Origin of the sequence: Arcanobacterium wilhelmae (assembly GCF_029632765.1) — a bacterium.
Taxonomy (GTDB): Bacteria; Actinomycetota; Actinomycetes; order Actinomycetales; family Actinomycetaceae; genus Arcanobacterium; species Arcanobacterium wilhelmae.
The window spans coordinates 1,436,748-1,461,626 of record NZ_CP121247.1; the positions used below are offsets into that span (position 1 = coordinate 1,436,748).

The following is a 24,879-nucleotide window of genomic DNA, read 5'->3' on the forward strand; positions in this document are numbered from 1 at the left end:
CCACTTACACAAAAAACTTGACAGGCTCGTTTGAAACGATCACGTGGGACCAGGGCTCGGAAATGGCTCAAACCCCGTCCTTCACGATCGCGACAGGAGTGAAAGTGTTTTTCGCTGACCCCCACTCTCCCTGGCAGCGGCCCTCGAACGAGCGACTCAACCGTGACATCCGCGAGTACTTCCCCAAAGGAACGAACTTCGCCACCATCACCGATGCCCAAGTCCAAGAAGCCCAAGACGAACTCAACAACCGCGCCCGCGTCGTCCTCAAAGGCGCCACCCCACATGAGACACTAGCCCAACAACTAAATGATGCATTGACCGCCTGAACCCGCCGCAACCCCTCACCCAACTGATTGAGTTCTGCACACAACATCAGCAACGCCCAGACGCAAGCCGCACACCGGCGTCGCAAGCCGCACACCGGCGTCGGCGGGAAAACTTCTACGGGCGCAACTCGGCAGCCAAACGCACCTCGGTGCCGCCCTCAGGCCGGTTCGCCCACTCGATCGATCCCGCAAGCTCACCCTTGACCATCGTGCGGACGATCTGAGTACCCAAACCCGAACCCGGGCCCTTCTCACCGATCCCTGTGCCGTTGTCACACACCGTCACCACAAGCTCCTGGCCGAAGCGGCTCGCATCGATCTCGATCGTCGGATCAGCCTGACCATCACTCAACCCGTGCTCAATCGCATTCGACAGCACCTCATTCATCACCACGGCGAGCGCCGTGGCCTGCTCGGCCCGCACGCGGCCAAACGAGCCGTTGAACGTGGTGCGCACATCCACATCCGTCACCGCGGCGTCGCGAATCAGGCGCATCAACGGGACAAACAGGTGATCGAAATCCACCACCTCGTCGATCGTCTCCGACAGGCGCTCATGCACAAGCGCGATGGTGGACACGCGGCGCTGGGCGTTCGCCAGCGCGTCTGCCGTCTCCTTATTCGTCGCGCGCCGACCCTGAAGCCGAAGCAGCGCGGAAACCGTTTGCAGATTATTCTTCACGCGATGATTAATTTCGCGAATCGTGGCATCTTTCGTCATCAGCTCGCGCTCTTGACGGCGAAGCTCCGAAATATCGCGGCACAAGATCACGGCTCCGGTGCGTTTGCCCTGGTAAAGCAGCGGAACCGCGCGCAGCGAAACCACCACGCCGTGCGATTCCACCTCGCTCATCCACGCCGCACGGCCCATCAAAACAACTGGAAGTGACTCGTCGACGTCGTGAGAATCGAGATGCGACGTGACCGCCTCGGCAAGCACCGAACCCATCAGCGTGTCGTCCACTCCGAGCCTGCGAAAATGCGACACCGCGTTCGGCGACATGTACAACACGTGCCCCGCGCCGTCGATATGCACTACGCCGTCGGACACGCGCGGCGTGCCGTGCCGGTAGCCGGTGGGCGAGCCCTCCACTGGGAACGCGCCCGAGCGAACCATCGTCAGGAGCTCGTTGGCGATATCCTCGTACGAAAGCTGCGCCTGCGAGGGCAGGCGGTCCGGTTGCGGCGCGCTCATGATCGCAAGAAGCGCGATCGGCTGTTCTGGAATACGGCACACCGGCACGATCACCACGCGCCTGTCCCCCAACTGCGTGTGAACCATCTTGTTACGAAGGTAGACGTCATCGAGATCATCGCTCGCCTCCTCCGAGGCCGGCATCCCCACCACGTCATACTCGTAAAGTGTGGCCGCGGTTGCCGGGCGAGTTTGCGCCGCAATCGTGTACTGGTTGCGATACGACACCAGCAGGAGCACGTCCGAGAACGTGAGATCTGCCAGTAGCTGCGAATCGCCGATGAGGCGGTGGAGCCAATCACGATCATCCTGGGTGAATTCCGGGATGCGTTCAAGAATCTTCGTTAAAGTAGGCACAAACTTAAGAATAGGCGAAATGCCTGAATAAGGAGTGAACTCATGGAGTTTTCGGCACGAGTCAAGTATGCGGGCACGCCCCAGGAGGTTGCGGGTTTGCTGGTGAGCCGCGAGCTGGCGCAGGCGCGTGCCGCGAAGGCAGGTATGGGCGAGTTTGAGTATGCCGTTGAGGACGGCGCCACGGTGGTGCGGGTGCGCGTTGGCGGGGAGGCATTGCCCGATTTTGCGCGCAAGTTCGCCAAGGGCGGGCTTTCTGGGCAGATACAGGCACGTTCCGAGGGGAACGTTGTGCGGCATCTGGTGAAAGTTGCGGGCATGCCGGTTTCGGCGCGCTTCGACGTAGTGTTGTCACCCGACGCCGGTGGCACGGTTGGCGAGGTGCGCGGCGAGGTGACAGTGTCGGTGCCGTTCGTGGGCAAGAAGATCGAGGAGAAGGCGGTGGTTCACGCACAACGGGCTGTGGAGGAAGATGCCGCGATCGTGAACTCGCTGCTGGGGTGAGTGTGTGAACTCGCTGCTGGGGTGAGTGTGTGAACTCGCTGCTGGGGTGAGTGTGTGAACTCGCTGCTGGGGTGAGTGTGTGAACTCGCTGCTGGGGTGAGTGTGTGAACGATGCCGCCCGCCGGATTCGGCGGGCGGCATCGTTCTTCCACATCGCAGGCCTGAGGAATAGACGCTGATTATTCCTTGAGTGAACTGCGCTCAACTTTTCTTGACATTTCAATTTCGTGGGCGCATGATCGATATCAGTTGAGGCGATGGGGATCCTCCCCGGAGCCTGTGGGAATATTGGAGGCTAAAAATGGCACGCATGAATGATCCGTTCCGCGAGATTGAGCGCATGATGACTGGCTCGCTTCGCACCGCTGGTTCAAACGTGATGGACCTGTACCGCTCGGGCGATGAGTTCGTGGCAGAGGTCGATCTTCCGGGAGCGGATCCGGAATCGATCGATCTGGATATTGACGATCGCACGCTCACGATCCGCGCGGATCGCAAGGCGAAGGATTCGGATGTGCAGTGGCTCGTTCGCGAGCGCGCAACCGGCACGTTCGCACGCCAGCTCTCGCTCGGCCGCGACGTGGACGTGGAGAAGATCTCCGCAAACTATGAGGGCGGAGTGCTCACGGTCCACATGCCGGTGGCCGAGGAATCGAAGCCGCGTAAGATCGCAGTGAATATGGGCGGCACCTCACAGGTGATCGAAGCCGAGTGATCTGATCGGTCAACTGATCCGATCAGGCAAGTCATTTGATCGGACAAGTGATTGGTTCGGCCAGGCGATCGCATTTCAGTGCGAGAGTGTGACCGACTCGTGGTGGCCGGGGCGGTGTTCCGCCCCGGCCACCACGTTATACACTGACGGCATGATCGATCGACAGTACGAGGATCTCCTCGAGGACGTTTTGGCAAACGGAGCGCTCAAAGGCGACCGCACAGGCACTGGCACTCGCTCGGTTTTTGGCCGCCAGCTGCGCTACGACCTAGCGAAAGGCTTTCCCCGTATCACCACCAAGTTCGTGGCCATGAAGGCCGTGAAGGGCGAACTACTGTGGTTCCTGCGCGGCGAGACGAACATCGCGTGGCTCAAGGAGCACGGAATCACAATCTGGGACGAGTGGGCGGATGCGAGCGGAGAACTCGGCCCCGTCTATGGCGCACAGTGGCGAAGCTGGCCCACGCCGTCGGGAGAACATATCGACCAGATCGCGAAAGTCATCGAGCAACTCCGCACCGATCCCGATTCGCGCCGGATTATCGTCTCCGCGTGGAATGTGGCCGAACTGGACAAAATGGCACTCGCCCCCTGCCACGCGTTCTTCCAGTTCTACGTGGCTGACGGCAAACTTTCCTGCCAGCTCTACCAGCGCAGCGCCGATCTGTTCCTCGGCGTTCCGTTCAACATCGCCTCCTACGCGTTGCTCACCCACATGGTCGCCCAGCAGACCGGGCTCGAAGTAGGCGACTTTGTGTGGACCGGGGGCGACTGCCACATCTACCTCAACCACGAGACACAGGTGCGCGAACAGCTCATCCGCGAGCCCTACCCCTTCCCGACCCTGCACCTGCGCAAGGCCGATTCGATTTTCGACTACCAGATGGACGACATCGACGCCTCCGACGGCTACCAGCACCACCCTGCGATCTCGGCACCGGTGGCGGTATAACAACGGAGGGCAACCCCGCAGCGAAACGTGACCGACCGGCGTCGGGAACCAGAACCAGGAGGAACCGCATGCTTGGTGCGATTTGGGCACAGGGCCACGGCCGCGCGATCGGCGCGGGCGGCACCCTGCCGTGGCACCTGCCCGAGGATCTGGCTCTGTTCAAGAGGGCAACCCTCGGCTGCGACGTGATCATGGGCCGGCGCACATGGGAGTCGATTCCGCAGCGCAACCGTCCGTTGCCTAGGCGGCGCAACATTGTGGTCACCAGCGCCGACGCCGGGGCGGGGCTTTTCGACGGCGCCGAGGTGGTCCGCTCCGTGGAGGCGGCCGTTGCGGCCAGCCGAACCGACATTGTGTGGTGCATCGGCGGGGCTGGGCTGTTCGAGGCGCTCACGCCGCGGGCCGATCTCCTCCTTGTGACAGACGTTGACGTGGACGTACCGGATGCGGATACGTTCGCGCCCACATGGGATCTGGCGGCTTTTGACGTGGCACAGGCAGCGCCGGCGCGCGGCTGGCTCACCTCGCGCACAGGGCTTCGCTACCGGACCACGCTCTATGCACGCCGCGGCGTACGGGCGCCGGAAATCGAACTCGAGTAAACACATGCGAGCAACTTAGGGACAGCTCACCCCGAATAGACGCCACAAAAATGTGACCCTGGTAACGTTGGGTTATGGCAAAGTTACTCATTCTTGGAGGCGGTACCGCTGGCACGATGGCCGCCAATCTGATGCGTGCCAAACTCGATTCGTCGTGGGAAATCACCGTTGTCGACGCCGATAACGCCCACCACTACCAGCCCGGCTACCTCTTCGTGCCGTTCTGGATGAAACCCTCACGCGTGGTTCGCAAGCGGACCAAGTTTTTTAACGACGGCGTGACCTTCGTTGAGGACGCCGTGACTCGCGTGGAACCCGAGGCAAACACGGTTCACCTCGCCTCCGGGCGCACCCTGACCTACGACTATCTGATCGTCGCCTCAGGCACGCGGCCCGTCCCGTCCATGGTGGAGGGCATGGCCGAGGAGCTCGAGCGCGGGGAGAAAGTTTTCCAGTTCTACACGCTCGACGGCGCGGCGGAGCTCCACGATGCGCTCGAGAAGTTTGAGGGTGGCAAGCTCCTCGTTCACATTTCCGAGATGCCGATTAAGTGCCCGGTTGCTCCGCTCGAGTTCACGTTCCTCGCAGAGGATTACTACCGCAAGCGCGGGATCCGGCACAAGGTAGATATCACGTTCGTAACCCCGCTGGACGGCGCCTTCACGAAGCCTGTTGCAACGCGCGAGCTCGGCAACATGCTCGAGGATCGCTCGATCCGCCTCACCACTGACTTCCAGGTGGAATCCGTGGGCGACGGCGTGCTGGCCAGCTACGACGGGCGCGAGCTCGATTTCGACCTGCTGGTGACGATCCCACCGAACATGGGCCAGCAGTTCATTATCGATTCTCGCATGGGCGACGCATCGGGCTTTGTTGAGACCGACAAGCATACGTTGCGTTCGGTGCGTTGGGAGAACGTGTTTGTACTCGGCGACGCCGGTAACCTGCCGACGTCGAAGGCGGGCGCGGTTGCGCACTTCTCGGCAGAGATCCTGGTAGAGAACTTGTGTGCCGCGATCAACGGTAAGGAGCCGGAGGCGTCGTTCGATGGGCACGCGAATTGTTTCGTCGAATCCGGGCGCGGGCAGGCGATGCTGCTGGACTTTAACTACGAGACCCAGCCACTGACCGGCACGTTCCCGCTCCCATTCGTGGGGCCGATGAGACTGCTCAAGCCGAGCCGTATCAACCACATGGGCAAGCTTGCGTTCGAACAGATCTACTGGAATATGTTGCTCCCCGGGCGGCCGATCCCGTTGCCGTCTGCCATGATGACCGCCGGTAAGAAATTCCCGAAGGAGGATTAAGATGCCCACAAATACGCTGGGAAAATACAGCTTTGAGGTGGATTCGGAGGGCTTCTTCACCGTCTCGAGCGAGTGGAGTGAGGATTTGGCGCGCGAAATGGCCACACTCGTGGAGATTGAGCTGACCGACGAGCACCTCGCCGCACTGAACTTCATGCGCAAAGACGCGGCAGAAACTGGCGCGACGCCGACGCTTCGGAGAATGCAAAGCGTGGGAGGCTTCAAGATCAAAGAGCTCTATCAGCTCTTCCCCGGAAAAACATTGAAGATGATGGCCTGGCTTTCCGGGCTGCGCAAGCCGGTTTCGTGCGTGTAGGAGGACACCATGGCGAATATTCCACAAGGTTTCATCATCCCCGATTTCGGGCCACGCCCGGGAGCAACCGGTGCAGGGGCTGCGAGTGGAGCGACTGGCGCCTCCTCGGGTGGCGGAGTGCCCGCATACTCCGGGCCGCGCAAAATGGCGTTCATCTGTTCGAAGGGCAACCTCGACATGGCCTATCCTGCGCTCATTATGGGCAACGCGGCGCTCGCTGAGGGCGTGGAGGTGCATATTTTCTTCACGTTCTGGGGCCTGGATATCGTAAACAAGAAGACGAACAAGAATCTGAAGTTCACGATGGCCGGGAACACGGCCATGCATATGCCCGATTTCGGGCGGATTAAGCCCGGGCTCGAGCATTGGTCGATCCCGCAGAACATGGGCAACCTGCCGGGCATGACGGCTTTTGCCACCCGCTACATGAAGAACGAAATGGCGAAGCTGGAGATCCCGGACATCCCGGAGTTCCTCGATCTGCTCCAAGATTCGGGCGCACACATGTACGCCTGCAAGCTCACGTTCGACATGATGAAGCTGCTTGCCGCGGATCTGCATCCGGGCGTGGAGGGCGTGATCACGGCCGGAGATTTCATCGGGATCTCCGAGGGTGCGCAGATCGTGTTCGTATAGTCGAAGCAGATGCAGTGGTGGCCTTCCCTCGTGTGAGGGAAGGCCACCACTGTGCCATGCAATCAGCCGTCACTTACCGGCAAGCGGAGCACCGGCGTCGGGAAGCAGATGCTCCTGGCGGGCGATGCGCGCCCGGCTCACGCCGAAGTAGGCCACGAAGCCGATGATCAGTGCAAGGATCACGCCGATATTGCCGAAGGCCCACGGGCTTTCCTTCCCGCCAACCATCCACAGCAGGTAGCCCTGCCAGTTGTTCCAGGCGGCGTCCTCGGCGAAGCCGTTGATCACGAATCCCCAGCCAACAACGCACGCCACGGCCATGATCACGAGCGCACCCCAGTTGAACGCCCCGTAGCGGCCGGCGGAATCGAAGAGCGCCCGCTCGTCGTAGGAGCGTCGGCGCAACGCAATATCGGCCATCATGATGCCAGCCCACGCCGCCAGCGGCACACCGAGCGTGATGAGGAACGACTGGAACGGCCCAACAAACGTGGGCGAGAAGAACACCACGTAGATCGTGCCGAGAGTGAGGATCACGCCGTCGATTAGGGAGGCAAGCGGGCGCGGGATCTTAATGCCGAGGGTCAGCAGCGTCAGGCCCGAGGAGTAGATGCCGTTGATTGCGCCCGAAAGCAGGGAAAGGATCGCGGTGAGCAGGAACGGGATGAGGAACCAGGTGGGCAGGAGCGAGGCGAGCGCGCCCACCGGATCGTTGCCAATCGCGTCCGAGAGCTCGGGCGAGGAGCCAGCGAGCATCAGGCCAAAGCTGATGAGCACCACCGGCCCAAGCGAGCCGCCGAACGTGTTCCAGAAAACGATCGCGGAGCCTTTCGCATCGCGCGATTGGTAGCGCGCCCAGTCGGCGGCGATGTTCACCCAGCCCAATCCCATGCCTGTCATCACCATCACGCCGGCGCCGATCATTTGCGGCACAGTGCCGTTAGGGATCGCTGCGAGCGCGGCCCAATCAATATGCCCGAACACGAGGATCACGTAAATGATCGTGGTGATTCCGGTGAGCCAGGTGAGCACGGCCTGCATTTTCATAATGATGTGGTAGCCGGCCACGGCGCCGAGCACGATGAGCGCCGCCACCACGATCGCGGCCACGATCGAGATGGCCGTGTGATCCTCCCCTACCCAGCCGAGCCGCTGGAAGATAGTGGCGGTGGCGAGCACGGCGGTGATTGCGAGCATGGTTTCCCAGCCGATGGAGGTGAGCCAGGAGATGATGCCGGGCACTTTCGCGCCTTGCACGCCGAACGCGGCGCGCGACATCACCATGGTGGGCACTGAGCCACGCTTACCGCCAAGCGCGATCACGCCGCAGATCGCGAAGGAGAGGATTACGCCGACGGCGGCCACCACGAGCGCCTGCGTGAGCGAGATTCCGAACCCGAGCACCCAGGCGCCGTAGCTCATGCCGAATACCGAAATATTCGAGGCGAACCAGGGCAGAAACAGGCTGCGCGGGGTTGCGGTGCGTTCTTCTTCTTTGACGATTTCGATTCCGGTGAGCTCGATTCCGCCGGTGCGGGCGAGCGTTTGTTCAGACATGGGATCCTCCTTGATTCCGCTACAGTTAGAGCCATGATAGCCGTGCGGGTAAGCGTTTTGCCTGCGTTTGGAGGGAGTGGCAATGACGCCGGATTCTTTTGCTCAGGTTTTGATCGACGACGCCGATCGCGCAGGAGGCGAGATCTTGGCAAGTTTCGCTGGGGAGATTGACGCCCTGGTGGTGCTGGGTTCGGGTTTGAGTGTGGCCGCGGATTTGTGGGAGGCGGTTGGCAGCGGGCGGCTGAGTGACCTGCCGGGCGTGAGTGCTCCGGTTGCGGATGGGCATGTGGACGAGTTCCGGATCGTCGAGTTTCCGCGTGCCGACGGCGGCGTGACGCGAGCCGTGGTGGCGCTCGGCCGCACGCACGCCTACGAGGGCGCACCGGCGTCGTCGGTGACGGCGATGGTGCGAGCCGTGTGGGCGGCGGGCGCGCGCACGGCGGTGCTGTGTAATGCGAATGGGTGCCTGCGGGAGTGGGCGCTTGGGGATGTGATGGCGATCGAGGACCACGTGAACTTTTCGGGGATTTCGCCGTTTGAGGGCACGTTTTTCCTGGATACGTCCGCGTTGTGGGATCCGGAGTTGACCGAGCGGATCGCGGGCGTGTGCGAGCGACGCGGCACGTACGCGTTTCTGCGTGGGCCGGAGTATCAGACGCGGGCCGAGACCCGCCTACTCGAGGCGGCCGGAGTGGACGCGGTGGGGATGTCGACGGTACTTGAGGCGTTGATGGCGCACGCCCTGGGGATGCGCGTGTGCGGGATGAGCGCGGTTGCGGATCTATCATTCGCGCCTGCGCCTACCGATCCACAGGCGGTGGTGGAAGCTGGTGCGAGCGCTGCCGCGACTGTTGCGCGTGGAGTGCAGGCGGTGGTCTGTTAGAGAAGGTAAGTAGCGAGGAAAGCGGAGTGTCTCTAATTTCGTATGTGGTGGAATCGAGCATCTCCACCAAACAAAAGCGCTATACTGGAATCGATACAGAAAATGGACTACCCCCAATGCTTCCATTTTCCCCGCTCAACGAAAGGAACATTCTCATGGCAGACGCATTTACCGCCTCCCCCGTTCTCGGCGAGAGCCTCCAGAAGGTCCTTGCAGACGTCACCGCATTGTCGCTAAATGCCAAGCAGCTTCACTGGAACATTGTGGGCCCAGGCTTCCGCGCACTCCACCTCTATCTGGACGACGTCGTGGCCATTGCCCGCGAGGCGTCGGACGAGGTGGCCGAGCGCATGCGCGCAATCGGACTGACCGCCGACGGCCGGCCGGATTCCGTAGCATCGGCGAACACCCTGCCGAAGCTCGGCGAAGGAAAGATTAGCGACGTTGACGGCGCCGCGGCCGCAGTTGCCGCAATCACCGCCACCGTCGGGACGCTTCGCCAGGTACACGAGAAGGTGGACGTTGAGGATCCGGCGTCGGCCGATATCCTCCTCGATTACGTGCGTCGCCTCGAGCAGCAGGCATGGTTCATCGGCTCGGCAATCGCCACCGCCTGAGGCAAATACCCAGCGCTTCTCGCGTTTCGCACCCCTGAGACTGTGGTTCTCTTCAACAGAAGACGGATCACAGTTTCAGGGGTGCGATTTTTCTTCACCGTGAGCTTTTGTGTTAATACAATCATTGTGTTGGTACAAAGTTGCCGCCTGGTGCCGGCGCAAACAACGGAGGAAACGATGGAGTTTTCAGATCTCATCGGCGTGGCAATCATCGCGGCCGTCGCGTTTCTTTTCTACGCCGGATCAATGACACGCCAAGGAATAGCGAAGCTGACACAACTGCGCCAAGCGCCCCCCGAAAGGCTCGCTCCCACTGCCCATACCCACACCAGAATTTGTTCAGCGCTTCGAACGCCGAAGCCAGAGGGAAAACCGCGCGACCTTCGTCGCGACCATCGCCATCGTCGTCGTCGGACTCGTAACGGTCAAGGTAGTCACAGGCGGCCCACTCCTCATCCCATTCATGCTCGCCACAGTGCTCGCGGCTCGCGTGATCGCGAACGTGATCGACCGACGCGAAGAACTCCGCCGCGCGCCCCGCGACGAAGTTCGCTACTCACGTAGCCACTACACGACACTGCTGGACTACTACCCCGCCACACATATCGCCGCTTTTTGGGCCGTCGTCGCGCTCTTCGAGATCGCTTACGTTGCACTCAGCTACCGCAATATTTCACAACACCCTGTCCAAATCATTGCGCTCGCTTCGACGCCAGTGCTCAGCGGGGTGATGTGGGGCATCACAGCGTGGATTGCGAGCCAGCCGGTCTACGCCACCAGCGAGGCTGACCTGCGATGGGAAGACAAACTCATCGCCGACGACGTCCATGTCCTCCCCATGTACGGGTTCGTTATTCCGGCAGTCGCCCTCCTGGTCAGCACCGGGACCAACCTCAGCAGTGGGTGGGCAGCGCTCTACGTCACCCTGTTCATCGCCGCCGCGCTTGCCCGCGGCGCAATCGCACTCAGCGCGGCCGGAAAATCTGCCCGGCACCTGTGGCCAACGCCGGAAGAAATCGAAAAGCAAGCCCAGGCAGCGAAATGATTACCATCGATCCACAGCTCCCTGCGCCACCGTATGAGCAACTCAAGCAACACATCGCCGCTCAACGCGCGGAGATCAATTCACGCGTTCCCGAACCTGCCGAGGATGATAGTGTGCGACGCCTGCCACCCGTGCGGCGCCTCGCCCTCGAACTCGGGCTCGCCACCGGCACTGTTGCTCGCGCTTATAAAGAGCTCGAACGCGATTCGATCGTTGCCACGCGCGGCCGATACGGCACCTATCTCACCACGTCCGATGCTGTTCGGAGCGAGTCTCCCGAGAAACTCGCCACTGAGTTCGCTACGGCCGCCCGAACATCAGGGCTCACACAAGAGCAGGCAATTTCGCTCATCCGTGCGGCTTTCAACGCGTAAAGGTTGTGGCCGGGTTCGACAACCCGACCACAACCTTAATGCGCTACTTTTTCAGCAGCTGATCGAACGAGGCGAAATCCTCGTACAACTCGCTCGGATCCGTGTGAATCAGCTCGTCCTGGCTCATGCCCGCAAGGCGCGTTGCGCCGCGCTGCTTCGGCTTCGCCGGGGCCTCACCCACTGGGCCAGCCGCCGCACCAACAGTGCCAGCTGCGCCCGCAGAACCTACGCCCGCAGCGCCAGCCGCCGCACCGGCGTCGCCGGACAACTCCCCGCGCTGCGCCGCCACCGCGAACGCCAACTCGCGCCCAGCGCGAGCGATACGCCGCTCAAGCGACGCACCGCCAGCGCCGTCAGAATCGGCAGCCGCCGCGCCCCAATCCTCCATCGCCGCATACACAGCCGTGGGAACCACGTGCGCATGCAGGTAAGAAAACATCGGACGAAGCGCATGCTCCGTGATCAGCGAATGGCGCGGAGTGCCGCCCGTCGCGCCGATCACCAACGGCTTACCCTTGAGCGTATCCTCATCCATCACGTCAAAGAAGCTCTTAAACAAGCCCGACATCGACGCATTGTACGCGGGCGTCACCGCCACAACTGCGTCGGCGTTGAGCACCTGATCGAACGCCTCCTCCAGCGCGGGAGCCGGGAAACCGGCCAGCATCGCGTCCATGATCTGGTGCGCGTGCGTGCGCAGAGAAATCACCTCATACTCGCTGCCCGGAGCGGCCGCCACCGCCGCGCGGGCCAGCTTCTCCCCCAGCGCGTCCGTGGTCGAATTCTCCGACAGCGACGCCGAAATCACCACAATATTCATGCACGCTTCTCCGCAAACTTCAAGAGGTTATCGGCATGCTCAACCGACGCCTCGTCGTTCGCCTGCTGCTCGTACGGGGCGGCAACGCCCGAAACGTTGTCCGGCTCGCCGAACACCGTCGAATCATGGGCGCCGCCGCGGGCCGCCACCAGCGACTCGTGCGTTGGCGCGTCCGGCACGCCCTCCTTACGCATCGCCGAAAACTCCTTGCGCAGCGTCGGCAGGATCTCACCCAGGTAATCGAGCTGCTCGTGGACCTTTGCCAGCGGCAGGCCGGCGTGGTCGATCAGGAACAGCTGGCGCTGGTAATCGCCGATCGACTCACGGAAGCTCAACGTGCGGTCGATGACCTCCTGCGGGGAGCCGACAGTAAGTGGCGTTTGCGAGGTGAAATCCTCCATCGACGGGCCGTTACCATACACCGGCGCGTTGTCGAAGTACGGGCGGAACTCGCGCTTGGCCGTCTGCGAATCCTTCGCCATGTAGAACTGGCCACCCAGACCCACGATCGCATCCTCCGGACGCCCGTGCCCGTAGTGCGCGAAACGCTGACGGTAGAGCGCCACCATACGCTTCGTGTGGCTCATCGGCCAGAAAATATTGTTGTGGAAGAAGCCGTCGCCATAGTAGGCCGCCTGCTCGGCGATCTCTGGGGAGCGGATCGAGCCGTGCCACACGAACGGCGGCACGCCGTCGAGCGGGCGCGGCGTGGACGTGAAGTTGCGTAGCGCCGTGCGGAACTGGCCCTCCCAGTTCACGACGTCGTTATCCCACAGCTCGCGCAGGAGCGCATAGTTTTCGATCGCCAGCGGGATGCCCTGGCGGATATCCTTGCCGAACCACGGGTAGACAGGGCCGGTGTTTCCGCGGCCCATCATCAGATCCACGCGGCCGTCCGACACGTGCTGGAGCATCGCGAAATCTTCGGCGATCTTCACCGGATCCTGCGTAGTGATCAGCGTGGTAGAGGTGGAGAGGATGATCCGCTTGGTCTGCGCCGCGATGTAGGCGAGCGTGGTGGTGGGCGAGGATGAGAAGAACGGTGGGTTGTGATGCTCGCCGATTGCGTAGACGTCCAGGCCAACGTCCTCCGCGTGCTTTGCGATCTCGATCGAGGCCTTGATGCGCTCGTGTTCCGTGGGCGTGTGGCCCGTGGTGGGGTCGGTTGTGACGTCGGAAACGGAGAACACTCCGAACTGCATATCCATGGAATTCTCTTTTCAGATCAGGGAAAAGGTTGTTTCTGGTTGAGAGATTACAGCAGTTTCATTAAACGTTCAACTATTGAGAGTTTGACGGACGACGACGCCGGAGTGCGACCGGCGAAAACAATCAGCGACGCCGGGGCGCAAGTGAGCGAGCAACTTCAGCGAGCCCGTGCATAACTCCGTCAATCGGGCCAGGCGTTGCTATATACGCAACGCCTCACGGAACTGATTGAGTACTGCACGCAAGCCGCGCCCCGGCGTCGCCACCCGAGCCCCGGCGTCGGGAATCGCACTTTCACCGATTAGGCCGCTCCCCCGCACGGGACTAGAATTGACCCCGGTTACAGGAGGAAAAATGTCAAATGTGAACGCCGAGGAGCCGATCCAGGACGATCCGCGTATCGACGCCCCGTTGCGCGCCGCGGTCCGCCGCCTCGCCACCCTGCTGGGGAACGTACTCGAAGAGCATTACGGCAGCGACGTGCTGGAGCTGGTGGACGACATCCGCCGCCGCGCGAAAGACGCCGCAGACGACCCGAGCGATGCGATCGGGAGCGAACTGCTTGCCACCCTCTCAACGCTCCCGCCCGAACAGGCAACTCTCGCAACGCGCGCGTTCGCACAATACTTCCTGCTCGCGAACGCGGCCGAGCAGAGCTACCGCATCCGCTCCATTAACGAAGCCGACGACGCCGACGCCTGGATCCCCGATTCGGTGCGGCAAATCGCGGACGCGCTTGGCGCCGAGGGCCTGCAAGAAACGATGGATTCGCTTGAGACGCGGCTCGTGTTCACGGCGCACCCAACAGAAGCCTCGCGGCGAGCGATCCTGCGTAAGTTGCGCGCAATCTCGGAAATCCTGGACGTGGACACGGTTTCCGGCACACTGGCCCGCAAGCGCCAAAACGCGCGCCTGACGGAAATCATCGAAAGCCTATGGCAAACCGACGAAATCCGCTCCGAGCAGCCCACCCCGATCGACGAGGCCCGCAACGCACTGTACTACCTGCGCCAGATCTACCTTGATACGATGCCGAACTTCATGCGCGATCTGGAGAGCGAACTCAAGGCCGCCGGCGCGCACGTGCCTGAAACCTCGAGCCCACTGATCTTCGGAACGTGGATCGGCGGAGACCGCGACGGCAACCCGTACGTCACCCCCGAGGTCACGGCAACGGTGCTCCGTCTGCAAGCCGATACGGCGCTGTCGATCATCTCCGAGCTGATCACGCAGCTGATCGAATCAACCTCGGTCTCCGCGGTACTCACTGGCATCGACCCGGAGCTGGTTACCTACCTTGATCAGCACTATCACGACTACCCGGGCGACGAAGAAATCCGGCACATGTTCGCCGACGAGCCGTACCGCCTCGTGCTCGGCGCGATCCGCCACAAGGTGGGCATCACGCGCGAACGCTTCCTCGAAGGCACGCCGTACGACGGGCGCGGCTACAAGAACGCCGAGGAGCTGCTCGCCGAACTGGGCATGGTTCGCGACGCGCTCCGCCGTCACCACTCGCGCTCCGCCGACGGCGCCGTCGCCACCACCATGCACGTGGTGCGCGCAGTCGGCTTCACGCTCGCAACAATGGACGTGCGCGAGCACTCCGAAAAGCACCACGACGTGCTCGCGCAACTCTACGACCGCCTCGGCGAGTTGGAGACGCCGTACGCACAACTTTCCGCTGACGGCAAGCGCGAGGTGCTTTCGCGCGAGCTCGCCTCCGCGCGGCCGCTGGCCGGCGCGATTTTGGACGACGACGACGAATCGATCCTCGAACCGCTCGAGCGCATCACGTTCAACACGTTCCGCGCGATCCGCGAGGCGCAACGCACCTACGGCACCGGCGTCATCACCACTTACATTATTTCGATGACGCACGGCGCTCACGATGTGCTCGCCGCCGCGGTGCTCGCCAAGGAGGCGGGGATCCTGGACTTATCGTCGTCGAACAAGCGCGCCGACGTCGGCTTCGCTCCCCTGCTGGAAACCACGGTGGAGCTCAAGGCTGCAGGGGAAATCCTCGACCAGCTGCTTTCCGACCCGTCCTACCGCGAAATCGTGCGCCTGCGCGGGGATCGCCAGGAAGTGATGCTCGGTTACTCGGATTCGAACAAGGAAGCCGGCGTGTTTACGTCGCAGTGGTCGATCCAGAAGGCGCAGCGCGCCCTTCGCGACGTCGCGGCGAAGCACCACGTGAAGTTGCGGCTGTTCCACGGCCGCGGTGGCTCGGTTGGCCGCGGCGGCGGACCCACGTTCGACGCGATCATGTCGCAGCCCGCGGGGGTGCTCGAGGGCGAAATCAAGTTCACCGAACAGGGCGAAGTGATCTCCGATAAGTACCTGCTGCCGGAGCTCGCGCGCGAGAACCTGGACCTGTCGCTGGCCGCGGTAATGCAGGCGACGGCCCTGCACCGCACCCGCCGCCACAGCGACGAGCAGGTGAAATACTGGGATTCGATCATGGATCTGATCTCGGACGCGTCGTATCAGGCGTACCACGAGCTGGCGTCGAACCCGGATCTGCCGGAGTACTTCGTAGCATCGACGCCGGTGGAGCTGCTGGGCGATTTGAACATCGGCTCGCGTCCGTCCAAGCGCACGACGTCGGAGAAGGGCTTGGACGGGCTGCGCGCGATCCCTTGGGTGTTCGGCTGGACGCAGTCGCGCCAGATCGTGCCGGGCTGGTTCGGTTTCGGCTCAGGTATTCGCGCGGCGCGTGAGGCCGGGTACGGCAACGAGCTTCGGGAGATGGTACGGACCTCGCACTTCTTCCAGTCCGTGCTGTCGAATATTGAGATGACGCTGGCAAAGACGGATATCGAGATCGCCGCGCACTACGTGCACTCGCTGGTGCCGGAGCGGTTGTGGCCCATCTTCGAGTTGATCAAGCGCGAGCATGAGTTGACGATCGAACAAGTGGCGTGGCTGACCGGCGCAGATACTCTGCTCGATAACCAGCCCACCTTGCAGCGCACACTCGCCGTTCGCGATCGCTACTTGGCGCCACTGAACTATATGCAGGTGGCGCTGATGCGAAAGGTCCGAGAGGCCGAGATCGCCGGAACGGGCGTGGATCGCGAAACCCGCCGCGCGTTGCTCATCACCGTCAACGGTATTGCCGCCGGAATGAAGAATACGGGCTAAACACTGCGTGTGGGCGTTTCGGCGCTTGGAGGCCAGTTGTTTGGTTGCCAGGTGCCCAGGCGTTCCGATGCCACGCCAAGTTTTCAAACTCTCAGGTACTTGGCCTATGGGGGTGGAGGTTTGCGACCGCAAACCTCCACCCCCCCCCATTTGCACGCGTGCACAAGTCCATCAATCCAGCCAGGCGTTGCACCTACAGCAACGCCCGCGCGAACTGATTGAGTTGTGCACGCAGCTACAGCCTAGGCGAGGTGAGCACTCGGGCGCGGGTGCGCCCGAGTGCGAGCACCGTGACGAACGCCAGGAAACCCAGCGCCGCAAGGTAGGCAAACACGGAGTGGAAGCCGATGTACTCCTCGAGTGTCGAGCCGAGCATCGGTCCGGCGAGAGCGCCGAAAATGCCGTATCCGGCGAACACAAGCCCAAAGATCTGCCCGAAATACTTGAAGCCGAAGATTGGGGTGAGCAGTGAGGGCGCAGTGGTGAACATTGTGCCCAGGCCGATGCCGGCGATGAGCGCGACGATCGTCAACACGGCCTGTCCTTGCAGGAAGATCAACGCGAGATAACCGGCTCCCACCGCGAAGAACGCCAGAGCGGCGATGACGATCGGGCCGACTCGGTCCAGGATGAACGAGATCGCGATACGGATCAGGCCGTTGCCGGCGGCGAATGCGGTGACCACGGCCACCGAGTTGATGGCGGCTCCGTGCTCGTTGAGGTAGGAGGAGTAGGTGGCTGCGAAGGTGAGCATCGAGATGGTGGCGGCGCCGGCCGCGAACCAGATCACCCATACCTGCCAGAACGACGCCGAACGCACGGCCTGCCCCACGGTGGCGGATGTGCGCACGGGGCCGGAAGTGTTGGCGCGGGCGAGTTCGGCAAGTTCGGCGATGCGGGCTTTCTCGAGCGGGCGCGGGGTGGACAGTGCGATTGCGGCGAGGGAGAAGACGACGATGACCGCACCGAGTATGTAGAGGGTACCGGTGAAGCCGAAGGCAACGACGGCAGACGCGATCGCGGGCGCGAGGAGGGCGGCCCAGCCGGCAAATGAGACGTTGATCAGGCCCGTCACGAGCCCGCCGCGGAGGGGGAACCATTCTTGGACGGCAGAGAGCGAGGGCGAATAGGCGAACGTTGTGGACGTGCCGGCGATCGCTGCCCATGCGTACACTGCGGCGAGCGAGCGGGGAAAGATGAGGAGCAGTGCGAGGGCGAGGAGTTGGAGGGCCAGCGAGATCACATACATTGCACGGGTCCCCCAGCGACCGCGGGCGACGCCTGCCACGTACGTGAAGATTCCCGAGGCGAGCACGGCGAAGGTAGTGACCCAGCCGAGCTGTGCGTTTGACGCAGGGAGTGCCGTTTTCCAGTATGGGATAAAGAGCCCGGGGAGGGCGAAGAGGATCACGCCTGGGAACGCCGTGGCGAGGATTCCCGCGACGACGGATGCACGGGCTCGGAAAGTAGTTGAATTTAACACTAAATCAGAATACACCCGTGAGCGTTTCGCGGGTAGAGTCTGTTCCAACGCCGACGCCGGGGCGCGGCTCACGTCCGAGGCTCACCCCGACGCCGGACCGCGGCTCACGTCCGAGAGGTTTCGCGAGCCGTCATATCAGCTCCTGTCGATGACCGTCGAGGGTAAGCGCCGAGTATGTCGGCGAGATAAAACAACAGAACTGGCAATTGGCTCAGCCCAACACGAAGGAGAATCATGCTTGCAGCGATTACCGGCGCCGGCCTGGCGGCAGCCGCCGGCCTCAACGCCTACATCCCTTATCTGTTTGTGGCTGTGCTCGCACGGTTCACGAACGTGATCGAACTACCGGCGAGCCTTTCCTGGATTTCGTCGTGGTGGTCGATCGTGCTGGCCACGCTCCTCCTGCTCTCAGAGATCGTGCTGGACAAGATTCCGGCCATCGACACTGTGAACGACGCCGTTGCCTCTTTTATTCGCCCAGCAACAGGAGGGCTAATCTTCGCCGCCACCACCGCGGCCGCGAATTTCGAGAACTCCTCACCATTGTTCACTGAGCACCCGTGGATCGGCGTGTTGCTCGGTATTGTGTTCGCCGGCATCACGCATGGCGGGAAGATGGCGGCGCGGCCGGTGGTGAACGCGGGAACGTTCGGGCTGGGCGCGCCAGTGGTCTCCACAGCGGAAGACACTACCTCGGCTGCACTCTCTCTGACAGCCGTGTTCTTCCCCGTAATCGCGCTGATCATCATGGTGGCGCTGTTCGGCATGATCATCTGGGTGGTGACGAAGCTCGTGCGCAGCGCGAGGGCATTGCATGCGCGTAACCACGGCCCGCGCGAAGGCAGCAACATTATCGAACCACGCATGTAAACCGGGAGCGGGCAACAACGGTTAGAGCAGGCAGCACTGGTGAGCCGTAGACGTCTGGCGAAAGCAGGCATCGCGTAGTGTCCGCGTGAAAGTTCCCAGCGCAGAGCGTGGAACTTCGCAATGCGCAGTTCAAAACTTCCCAGCGACTGCGTGAAACGAGGGCGGGGGTTCGCGATTTTTGAACTGTCCCCTGTTTGTTGGACTGGTTTAATGGTAGCCGTCCTTTAGGCTGCGAGGGCATGATTCCTGTATTGGTTGGGAGTCATGCCCTCGAGTCGTTCTTGGATCCTGGTGTTGTTGTACCAGCGGATGTAGGCACGGATCTCGGTAGCGAGTTCCTCGCAACAGCTAAAAGAGCGTTGGTAGAACAACTCGGACTTGAGATGACCGAAGAAGTTCTCCGCCAGGGAGTTGTCGTAACAATTCCCCTTGCGAGACATTGACTGAGTCGCACCATGTTTGGCCAGGATTTCTTTCCATGCGGCGTTTTGGTATTGGAATCCTTGATCAGTGTGAACCACAAGCCCAGGCGCTGGCCGTGCTCGTGCGAAGGCTTGCTCCAGACTCGAAGTTGCCAGTTCCAGATTCGGTGAGGAACTGATCGAGAACGCGACCACGCAATGGTCATACAAGTCGATAATGGGTGACAGATAGATCTTCTTGTCACCAACCCGGAACTCAGTGGCGTCGGAGACCCATTTACGATTCGGCCCCGGGGCATGGAAATCACGACGTAACACGTTCGGCGCGATCGTTGAGACTGTTCCTCGATACGAGTTGTAGCGTTTCTTGGCACGTACCTTGCATACCAGTCCTTCTTCACGCATTAATTTCGCGGTGAGTTTACGACTGATCGTGATTCCCTGGCGCTGCAAGGCAAGGCGGATACGCCGATGCCCGTAACGCTGATGAGACTCTATGAAGGCGTCCCTGATCGCAGACCGTAACTGGGGATGCTTAGGTCTTTGGTCAAGACGTGATAGGTGGTAGTAGAACGTTGAGCGGGCAAGCCGAGGGTGTCAAATATTTTGTGTAAGTGGTCAATCTAGGAGAAAGAAGATTGACTATGTCTATGACTAAGAATTCGGGTTCAGAGCCGGTGGCTCGTCAGATTCGTCGTGAGTTGATTGATGATGAATTACTTGACCAGCTCGTGAAATCCACATCTGATCGCGGGATCGAGCTCACGGGTGAGGGTGGGTTCTTACCTGAATTGATTAAAGCTGTTCTCGAGCGTGGTATGAAAGCCGAGCTCACACAGCATCTGGGATATGACAAGCACGAGGCTGCTGGTCGTGGGAGTGGGAACTCGCGCAACGGGACCAGCCCGAAAACGGTCACGACCGAGGTCGGTCCGGTCACGATTGACCAGCCCAGGGACAGGGCAGGGACTTTTCATTCCCGCCTTGTCCCGCCCGGCCAACGGCGCTTGGGTGGTTTGGATGACATGATCATCTCCCTATATGCCGGGGGAATGACGATCAGGGAAATCCAACACCACCTCGCGGCCACGATGGGGAGCGAGCTTTCTCATGAGACGATCTCCAACATTACCGACGCCGTGTTAGAAGAAGTCGCCGCGTGGCAGACCCGGCCCTTAGAAGAGTTCTATCCAGTGATGTTCCTCGACGCGATCCAGGTCAAGATCAAGAACCAGAACAGGGTCACGTCCCGTGCGGCACATATCGCGATCGGAGTCGATCTCGATGGTGTCAAGCACGTGCTCGGGATCTGGGTCCAGGCCAGTGAAGGAGCGAAATTCTGGGCCGGGGTATGTGCCGAACTCGCTAACCGCGGGGTGGGTGACGTCTTGATCGTTGCTTGTGATGGGCTGACAGGGTTTCCTGAAGCTATCGCAGCGACCTGGCCAAACGCAGTGGTCCAGACCTGTGTGGTCCACTTGATCCGTTCCTCGATGAGGTTCGTGGCCTACCAGGACCGTAAAGCCGTCGCGGCTGGCTTGCGCCCGATCTATGCCGCGGTCAACGAAGAAGCCGCGCTCACGGCCTTGAAAAATTTCCAGGCGAGCGCGTGGGGAGTGAAGTATCCCGCGACTGTCGCGGCCTGGGAACGCGCCTGGGACCGGTTCATTCCGTTCCTTGCGTTCGGGCCAGCCACGCGTAAAGCGATCTATACAACGAACGCGATCGAGTCGTTAAATTACCAGCTACGTAAGATCACGAAGAACCGTGGCCACTTCCCCTCCGATATGGCAGCGGTCAAGCTCTTATGGTGAGCGATCACGAATATTGAAGACAAGCGCGCCCGTGAGCGTGCCAAGGAAGCCGGCCTTCCCAAAGGCGCTAAAAGGAAAGCACCCGGCCGGCTCATCCAAGGACAAGGAATCCAGGGCTGGCAAAAAGTCCTCGGCGAACTCGCGCTCCACTACCCAGACCGATTCCCCCAAATATAAGAAAGAAGAAAACAAGCCACTTACACAAAAAACTTGACAGGCTCGGCAAGCCCAGCACGCGCAAGGAGGTCATCGAGACGGAAACGGGACTTCAACTGGGTAATCACGCGTGTTAGGACTCGCGCTGAGAGAGGTTGAAGTCCCTCAACGCTTTTAAATACGCGTTTTCCATCTCAAGCCACTCAACTCGGCGTTTGAGTTGGTCAACCTCACTCACCGGCCCCACACGGCGTGTTGTACTACCCCGCGGTCTGCCCTTGGGTTTGGGGTGTAGACCGTTCTCGCCCTGGTCACGATAGGCCTTGACCCACTTTTGGAGCAGCTTTGGCGAAGACAGCCCGAGATCGCGTGCGATGGCAGGTTTGGACTCCCCAGCCAGGAAACGCTCGACAGCGGCGAGTTTAAACTCAAACGAATACTGTGTTTTATGCGGCTTACTCACAAGAGCTAGCTTGCCATGAATACGCCACCGATCCCACAAGTGCATGGCAGATTTCTTTCCACACTCCACGATCCGTGCCGCAGCTTCATACCCGTAACCGGCCTCGAACAACACCACCAGCCGAACACGCTCAGCCTCACTAATCTTCGAATGCTTCAACATGAAAATACTCCCCAGAAGAAGGAACCGAATTAACCAGTCCAACTTCCGGGGAGCACTTCATTTTTTCGCGAACCCCCGCCCCGGCATAGCTCCCCGAGAGATGATGCGATGTGGCCGGCGAGCAGGCCACCACCCTCGCATCACACCCGCGTGCTAGCTTTCCTTGCGGCGAGCCGCGATCGCAGCTCCGGCGAGCACGAGCCCGCCAGCGACGACGGCGAGCACGCCTGCCGCGCTACCCGTGAAGCTCAGCTGCTTCTGGTTCGGGGCAGCGTTCGGCTTCTGGGACGCTTGATCCGTCTTCTTCTGAGGATCGGTTTCCTTCGACGCCGGATCCTCGCTCTTCTTCGGCTCAGGGGACGCGCTCTGGGACGGCTCCTGACTCGGCACGACAGCTGGCGCCACCGCATCCCACTGGCCGACCAGCAGCACCGACAGAGGTTCAACCTCAACAGTGCCGTCGGATGCAACCTTCACTGGCGACGCCGGAACGGCGGCATCCTTGATGAGCGCGCCGTATTCCCCTGCCACGAGATCCGCGTTCCATGCTTCCTTCGAACCATTGACGAACACCCAGGCACTCGCGCCCTTGCCGAAGGCGTCCTTGACCTCGTAGGCGATGTGTTCGCCATCGACAGCCCCACCGGCAATACGATTCGCGATCTCCTCATAGGAGGCAATATGGAGCCACGGCGACTTCGCACGCAATGCCACCAGGCCCTTGAACAGTGCTTCGTTCCCCGGATAGGTTGCAGCGCGATCGTAATCGAGCTCGTTGACCTTATCGGGAGACTTGTACGAGTTCTCATCCCCGCCTTTCGTGCGGAGGAACTCCTGGCCCGCATGCACGAACAGCGTTCCCTGCGACAGCGCCTGCACTGTGGTGGCAAGTGCGTGACGACGAGCAATCTCCGAATCCGGCGCACCCTCGAGCGCGGATGTGGCCTTCAACTTGTCGTAGAGCGTGAAGTTATCGTGCGCCTCGTTGTAGACCACCGACTGGTAGGGTGCTGCGAAATCGAACGCCTCGGGGGAGCCGAGTACGCCGTCGTAGACGCGCGCCGCATCCTTTTCGCTGTTCGAGCCGGAGGCGAAACCGGCGGCCTTGGCATCGAACACCGAGCCCTTCATCGCATCTCGGAAAGCGTCGTTGAAGTGCGAGATCCCGGGGATTTCCCCCGGATGGCGGTAATTCGATGGCACAACGCCCTTCGGGTGGTTACCCATCTCCCAGCCCTCACCGAGCACAATAATGTTCGGATCGATCTGATCGAGGGCGGCACGCACCTGGTTCATCGTCTCAACATCGTGGATTCCCATCAGATCAAAACGGAAACCATCGAGGTTGTATTCGCTTGCCCAATACTTCACCGAATCGACGATGAACTTTCGCATCATCGGCTGCTCCGAGGCTGTTTCGTTGCCGACACCCGTGCCGTTCTGGAAGCCACACTCGTTCGTCATGCGGAAGTAGTAGCCAGGGACCGTGAGCTCGAGTGGGCTCTTCGCTGTATCGAACACATGGTTGTACACCACGTCCATGATCACGTGAAGCCCAGCATCATGCAGGCCCTGAACCATCTGCTTCATCTCGACGATTCGCGAAGTCGGATTCTTCGGATCCGTGGAATACGAGCCCTCAGGCACATTGTAGTTCGCCGGATCGTAGCCCCAGTTGTACTGGGCACCCCACGACAGATCTCCCGTCTCATCAATGGACGCGAAATCGTACATGGGGAGGAGCTGAACGTGGGTCACGCCCAAGCCCTTGAGGTAATCGAGCCCCGACGGGTTACCCTTCGCTGTCCGCGTGCCCTTCTCCACCACGCCGAGGAACTTGCCCTTATTCGTAATTCCGTTGTTTTTCCTGATCGTCAGATCGCGAACGTGGGCTTCGTAAATCACAGCCTGCGAACGATCCTTCAAACCAGCAACACGCTTCGCGGACCAGCCTGCAGGCACAGTTTTCGCCGAATCCACCACCACAGATGCGGCGGAGTTTGCTGTTGACGCACGAGCGTACGGATCCGAAGAGACGTTCACTGTACCGTCTTCAAACGTGAGTTCGTAGCGGTACACCGTGCCCGCCTGATCACCGGCAAGCGTGTACTCCCAGGTGCCCTTCTCCCCCGCTGTCATCGGCAGGGACTTCCCCGTAGTGTCGTTGAGCAAGTTCACCGACACGGCCGTTGGCGCCCATAGGCGGAACGTTGTGGATGCGGGTGAATACAGCGCACCAAGCTCACCATCGTAGGCGTACTTATCGTTGAATTCCTTGGTGTGAAGCGCCATGCACTTGCCTGGCTCGGCAGGCGTAGGCTTCGCGATCGACGGATCCGGCTCACGCGTGAGGGTGAAGTTCTCCTTATCCTGGTACGTCGCCGAGATCGCTGACGTGCCGACGATTTCCTTAAAATCGGCCGTCTGCCACTCCCACTCGTTACTCGAGGTAGAGCGGCGCACGATCACATTGACGGTGGTTTTCCCTTCCGGAACCGGGATCGAGGCGGTCAGATTCCCTGCCGCATCTTTGCCAGTAAACGGCATCGACACGCCATTACCGCCCGTCGGCCACACCCACAGGTTGTACTCCCCCGCGGGCACAGCCGGATCCGGCGTGAACGTGATCTCCACCGGCCCAACCGCGGCTTGCGTTTGCGCCGACGCCGGCACGGCAAGACCGAAAAGCGCCAATAACATTGCGATAAGCGCGCCCGTTGCGCGCCGAGTTGCGATCCGCATAATCCTCCTTGATTTCGGTGTGATTCAAGCCTACTTCGGGGGTATGACAGTTTTTCGCGATCACTCCAGTTTCCAGCGAACTCCCAGCGGCGACGTCGTAGCTCAGCCGACCCACCGGCGTCAGCAAAACCACCGGCGTCGGGCACCCGTCTGCGCAAGAAAAAGCGGTGGCTGGATCACCAGCCACCGCTTGGTCAACAAATAC

21 protein-coding genes and 2 pseudogenes are annotated in these 24,879 nt (G+C 61.2%); 15 read left to right on the forward strand and 8 right to left on the reverse strand.

The genetic code is table 11. From position 1 onward, the window contains the following. The first annotated feature begins 17 nt into the window (after nt 1-17). Nucleotides 18-329, forward strand: coding sequence for an IS30 family transposase (locus P8A24_RS06450; protein WP_370870586.1), 312 nt, complete (start codon nt 18-20; stop codon nt 327-329). Between the two features lie 115 nt (nt 330-444). Here P8A24_RS06450 and P8A24_RS06455 read toward each other — a convergent pair whose 3' ends face one another. Further along, entirely contained in the window at nt 445-1,881 is a 1,437-nt protein-coding gene (locus P8A24_RS06455; RefSeq protein ID WP_278057793.1) for a sensor histidine kinase, read from the reverse strand. Between the two features lie 42 nt (nt 1,882-1,923). Here P8A24_RS06455 and P8A24_RS06460 point away from each other — a divergent pair, with 42 nt between their 5' ends. The 7 genes from P8A24_RS06460 (at nt 1,924) to P8A24_RS06490 (ending at nt 6,910) form a co-directional block, all read left to right on the forward strand. Further along, nucleotides 1,924-2,382 carry a DUF2505 domain-containing protein gene (locus tag P8A24_RS06460; protein WP_278057794.1) on the forward strand — a complete coding sequence of 153 codons (459 nt, stop codon included), beginning with the start codon at nt 1,924-1,926 and terminating at the stop codon, nt 2,380-2,382. A 301-nt stretch (nt 2,383-2,683) separates the two neighbouring features. Next, entirely contained in the window at nt 2,684-3,097 is a 414-nt protein-coding gene (locus P8A24_RS06465) for an Hsp20/alpha crystallin family protein (protein WP_278057795.1), read from the forward strand. A 151-nt stretch (nt 3,098-3,248) separates the two neighbouring features. Then, on the forward strand, nt 3,249-4,049 hold the full coding sequence (locus P8A24_RS06470) for a thymidylate synthase (protein ID WP_278057796.1): 801 nt from the start codon (nt 3,249-3,251) through the stop codon (nt 4,047-4,049). Nucleotides 4,050-4,117: 68 nt separating this feature from the next. After that, entirely contained in the window at nt 4,118-4,651 is a 534-nt protein-coding gene (locus P8A24_RS06475) for a dihydrofolate reductase (RefSeq protein WP_278057797.1), read from the forward strand. 74 nt (nt 4,652-4,725) lie between these two features. Then, nucleotides 4,726-5,958, forward strand: coding sequence for a type III sulfide quinone reductase, selenoprotein subtype (sqr, locus tag P8A24_RS06480; RefSeq protein ID WP_278057798.1), 1,233 nt, complete (start codon nt 4,726-4,728; stop codon nt 5,956-5,958). A gap of 1 nt (nt 5,959) precedes the next feature. Next, nucleotides 5,960-6,274 carry a TusE/DsrC/DsvC family sulfur relay protein gene (locus P8A24_RS06485; protein WP_278057799.1) on the forward strand — a complete coding sequence of 105 codons (315 nt, stop codon included), beginning with the start codon at nt 5,960-5,962 and terminating at the stop codon, nt 6,272-6,274. 9 nt (nt 6,275-6,283) lie between these two features. Then, nucleotides 6,284-6,910, forward strand: coding sequence for a DsrE/DsrF/DrsH-like family protein (locus tag P8A24_RS06490; RefSeq protein WP_278057800.1), 627 nt, complete (start codon nt 6,284-6,286; stop codon nt 6,908-6,910). Nucleotides 6,911-6,979: 69 nt separating this feature from the next. Here P8A24_RS06490 and P8A24_RS06495 read toward each other — a convergent pair whose 3' ends face one another. Further along, nucleotides 6,980-8,467: a purine-cytosine permease family protein gene (locus P8A24_RS06495; protein WP_278057801.1), complete on the reverse strand. Its 1,488-nt coding sequence runs from the start codon at nt 8,465-8,467 to the stop codon at nt 6,980-6,982. 82 nt (nt 8,468-8,549) lie between these two features. On the opposite strand from P8A24_RS06495, the gene P8A24_RS06500 reads away from it, so the two are divergent. From P8A24_RS06500 to P8A24_RS08885, 4 genes are all read left to right on the forward strand, one after another. Continuing rightward, entirely contained in the window at nt 8,550-9,350 is an 801-nt protein-coding gene (locus P8A24_RS06500) for a purine-nucleoside phosphorylase (protein WP_278057802.1), read from the forward strand. 155 nt (nt 9,351-9,505) lie between these two features. Next, a complete protein-coding gene (locus P8A24_RS06505; RefSeq protein ID WP_278057803.1) occupies nt 9,506-9,967 on the forward strand; it encodes a Dps family protein in 462 nt (153 codons plus the stop codon). Between the two features lie 463 nt (nt 9,968-10,430). Then, the gene (locus P8A24_RS06510) at nt 10,431-11,012 is read left to right on the forward strand and encodes a hypothetical protein (protein ID WP_278057804.1); all 582 of its coding nucleotides are present in this window, start codon (nt 10,431-10,433) and stop codon (nt 11,010-11,012) included. Continuing rightward, entirely contained in the window at nt 11,009-11,386 is a 378-nt protein-coding gene (locus P8A24_RS08885) for a GntR family transcriptional regulator (protein ID WP_307014168.1), read from the forward strand. Before P8A24_RS06510 ends, P8A24_RS08885 begins: the two co-directional genes overlap by 4 nt. 43 nt (nt 11,387-11,429) lie before the next feature. On the opposite strand, the gene P8A24_RS06520 is transcribed toward P8A24_RS08885, so the two are convergent. Both P8A24_RS06520 and P8A24_RS06525 read right to left on the reverse strand, forming a co-directional pair. Further along, nucleotides 11,430-12,206: a CE1759 family FMN reductase gene (locus P8A24_RS06520; protein ID WP_278057805.1), complete on the reverse strand. Its 777-nt coding sequence runs from the start codon at nt 12,204-12,206 to the stop codon at nt 11,430-11,432. Beyond that, nucleotides 12,203-13,414 (reverse strand): LLM class flavin-dependent oxidoreductase, encoded by a 1,212-nt coding sequence (locus P8A24_RS06525; protein ID WP_278057806.1) that lies wholly within the window; start codon nt 13,412-13,414, stop codon nt 12,203-12,205. Before P8A24_RS06525 ends, P8A24_RS06520 begins: the two co-directional genes overlap by 4 nt. A gap of 355 nt (nt 13,415-13,769) precedes the next feature. Between P8A24_RS06525 and ppc the strand changes: the two genes are divergently transcribed. After that, complete coding sequence (gene ppc, locus P8A24_RS06530) at nt 13,770-16,562, forward strand: phosphoenolpyruvate carboxylase (protein ID WP_278057807.1); 2,793 nt, start codon at nt 13,770-13,772, stop codon at nt 16,560-16,562. Nucleotides 16,563-16,797: 235 nt separating this feature from the next. On the opposite strand, the gene P8A24_RS06535 is transcribed toward ppc, so the two are convergent. Beyond that, complete coding sequence (locus tag P8A24_RS06535) at nt 16,798-18,045, reverse strand: MFS transporter (protein ID WP_278057808.1); 1,248 nt, start codon at nt 18,043-18,045, stop codon at nt 16,798-16,800. Between the two features lie 234 nt (nt 18,046-18,279). Here P8A24_RS06535 and P8A24_RS06540 point away from each other — a divergent pair, with 234 nt between their 5' ends. Further along, nucleotides 18,280-18,915, forward strand: a complete 636-nt coding sequence (locus tag P8A24_RS06540) for a DUF4126 domain-containing protein (protein ID WP_278057809.1) — start codon at nt 18,280-18,282, stop codon at nt 18,913-18,915. A 224-nt stretch (nt 18,916-19,139) separates the two neighbouring features. Here P8A24_RS06540 and P8A24_RS06545 read toward each other — a convergent pair. After that, nucleotides 19,140-19,913, reverse strand: a pseudogene (locus P8A24_RS06545) (IS3 family transposase); the annotation flags it as partial. Between the two features lie 68 nt (nt 19,914-19,981). Between P8A24_RS06545 and P8A24_RS06550 the strand changes: the two are divergent. Further along, nucleotides 19,982-21,328 (forward strand): annotated as a pseudogene (locus P8A24_RS06550) (IS256 family transposase). 112 nt (nt 21,329-21,440) lie between these two features. Here P8A24_RS06550 and P8A24_RS06555 read toward each other — a convergent pair. Together P8A24_RS06555 and pulA are read right to left on the reverse strand one after the other, a co-directional pair. After that, complete coding sequence (locus P8A24_RS06555) at nt 21,441-21,932, reverse strand: helix-turn-helix domain-containing protein (RefSeq protein WP_278057810.1); 492 nt, start codon at nt 21,930-21,932, stop codon at nt 21,441-21,443. A 153-nt stretch (nt 21,933-22,085) separates the two neighbouring features. Further along, nucleotides 22,086-24,674: a type I pullulanase gene (gene pulA / locus P8A24_RS06560; protein WP_278057811.1), complete on the reverse strand. Its 2,589-nt coding sequence runs from the start codon at nt 24,672-24,674 to the stop codon at nt 22,086-22,088. Between the last annotated feature and the right edge of the window lie 205 nt (nt 24,675-24,879).